Below are 2,750 nucleotides of genomic sequence, written 5' to 3'. Positions count from 1 at the left end.
CGCCATCCCTTCCGGGGCGGACATCAGCAGCGCCTCATTGAGAGGCTTCAGCCGCTGCTCAAACATCCGTATCTGGCTGTCAACATCCGCCTTCAGCGCCTGCGCCTGCTCTGCCGCCATTTCCAGCTGCTGCAGTTGCCGGTAAAGCCGGTCTATTTCCTTCAGCGCAGCGCTCATATCCAGTGCGTCACCCTGGGCTTTCGCCCGGGCATCCGCAGCGACAAACAGCCCTTTTCCGGCACGGATAGCGCCGTGTTCATCGGTGCGCAGCTCTGTTCCCTGACCGCGACATTGCCCCCGGCTGTCCACCAGATGCCCGCTGTTGAGCTGTGTTTTGGCGAGTTTGATATGCTCCTCACCGCGCAGGTCCTCCATCCGCAGCTTGTTGTTTGCGGGAGTTCTGAGAATGTTCCGGGTGTGATTGTCCCGGTTTACATGGTCCGGATGTTCAGAGTCGTGCAGCGCATACGCGATGTACGGCAGGTCAATATCGCCGTTGCTGTACGCAACCGCCACTTCGGTGCCGTCGGTGAGCGGCGTATGCCAGCCGTACGTTTCTCCCGCATACGGCTTCGCCATCCGTCACCCATCTCAATCGTGCGGGGAATACTGATATATTCCGCATTCATTTGGTTCTTTATTAAGCGATGCCATTTCAATATACTTGAATCATACTCATTCATGACTCCACGTTCTCACAATAAATAAAAATAGTAACAGTATAGCACTTGACAATATTAATGGGGCAATATAAATGAGATTGGCAATTTCCCCATATGTTTTTAAAAGAACAACAAAAACATTTAATTCAAAAATATCATGATGATTTCGAATGTAATTTTTCATTGAAAAAATGAAACTATTCATCACATTAAAAAACAGAAAACCAATCAATATGTAGAATCTAACTTTGAATCGATTGAATTTACTCTTTGACAAGAAAAGACAGTTAAAAATCAACAAAAGGAAATTTAAAATAGCAACCATTAAATCAAAGCGGAATAAATAATTTAAATAACTTGACAGCCCCCCATTATTAACAACGTCATAATAATATAATTCCCTACGATAATATCCAACATTTAATAAATAAAACAAAACGATGTTAACAAGTATAATTAATAAAATGTAAATTAAAAACCTCATCTCTAATCCTTAATCCATATTTCGAATAGCAGCTCTCACTGGATGGAATTTTTCATACAATCTGGTACCGTAAGCTTGTCCTAAGTTATTAGCTTCCATATCTGATTTAGTATCCTCCCAGCTTCCTCCATTTATTAAATCATATGCTTCCCCCGCATATTGAGCTGTATCTGTTATAATTTGCATTGTATTATAACTTTTCCCCGCGCTATATGTGAAATGTTGAATTTTGTCGTATCCTGGGCTTGTGTGTGTTTTAGGGACAAGAGCTTCATAGATATGATAAAAGGCCAGTAGTTCTGACCTCATGTAGCTATCCTCTATATTTGTACCAAATATACTGACAATTTCATCAACAACTGAATCAGGATCTTTTGAGTTTTTCAGGAAATATTCAAATATCTTCACCATTAAATCTCTGTATATTAACCTTGAAAAACCCCCCTCACCTGTATTACTTGCATTTTTTAAGCATTCTAATGCATAGTTAATGTATTTATTAACTATTTTACTCGGGTTATTTATCTTATCTATTGTCTCCTTAGATGTTTTGGATACCCCACCAGATCTTCTTTTTATGTAATACCCAATCATTAAGTTACGTTGCTTTGCTATTTTTTCAATATCACTCAAGTCCAGCAAGATAGCCTGATTGCTCTGCTTATTTACAGTGTAAATATTTAATTTTAATTTAAATGAACACGTATTCTCTTGTTCAATACAGGTTTCTGACACGGTAGATTTTAAAGACACTTCTTTTGTTTTTATAACATCAAAAATGCTTAAATTAATTTTCTTAAGCTCAATGTTCTGAACGTAAATGATCAGTATAACCTTAACGTGCTTATCATTAATACCAATTGATGGTATCGTTCTTGAGGAATCCAATTTTCCTGTAAGAGGCATTCCTATTTGATCCATAAAAATAAGTTTATAATTGACATGCTGCTCATCTAAATACACAGGTAAATCAACAACCTTTACGGCCTCAGTATAATAATTCTTACTATTACTCATTTTGATCCTCTTCATTTAAGATGATATGAATACTGAATTTTTTCTTCCCATTTGTATAAAGGGACTCAGTGTATCCATTTTCATCAGTTATGCCTGACGTTAATCCCCCCGACTCATCAATCAACAAATATTTTACATGAGAAACAAAATTACCGACCGTATTAGTTAACCTAAATTGAAGATTATATAGGGAGTGAATCTGCTGAATCATTTTTGATTCTATCGGTATTGTATTTGCTACCGCCGCCATCGTCCGCTTCACTTTGCGCATATACGTCGCTGTCGTGCCGTACTCGACCTTCCCCGCCTCCAGCCGCAGGTAGCTCCCGCCACCGATCAGCGTGATGCGTTTCTTTCCGGCAAACGAGATGTCACTCGCCGAGCTCATCGTCAGCTTCTTCTCTGCAAACAGCCGCAGGCTGGCGTTCTGCGCCTGCACCTCCACCGGCCCTTCTCCTGATTTGACGCTCAGTTGGCCGGTCCGGGCAAAGAGCCCCAGTTTCTCCCCGGTAAGCAGGGTCGCATTTCCCATTGTTCCAATACTGATATCCCCCCCGGCGTTGATGACGACATTTTTCGTGGCCGTC

The 2,750-nt window shown here is 40.9% G+C and carries 2 protein-coding genes and 1 pseudogene; all 3 read right to left on the bottom strand.

The annotated features are described in order from the left end of the window. Nucleotides 1–582: pseudogene (locus WFM46_RS23455) on the bottom strand (type VI secretion system Vgr family protein); the annotation flags it as partial. 573 nt (nucleotides 583–1,155) lie between these two features. Further along, nucleotides 1,156–2,163: a hypothetical protein gene (locus tag WFM46_RS23450; protein ID WP_336998694.1), complete on the bottom strand. Its 1,008-nt coding sequence runs from the start codon at nucleotides 2,161–2,163 to the stop codon at nucleotides 1,156–1,158. After that, nucleotides 2,156–2,750: DUF2345 domain-containing protein (locus tag WFM46_RS23445; protein ID WP_336998693.1), on the bottom strand; the 595-nt coding region annotated here is incomplete at its 5' end. The genes WFM46_RS23445 and WFM46_RS23450, both read right to left, overlap by 8 nt.

Source organism: Leclercia sp. M50, from assembly GCF_037150775.1.
In the GTDB taxonomy this organism is placed as follows: Bacteria; Pseudomonadota; Gammaproteobacteria; order Enterobacterales; family Enterobacteriaceae; genus Enterobacter.
Note: the sequence above shows the minus strand (reverse complement) of the source record. Positions and strands in the feature narration are given on the sequence as shown.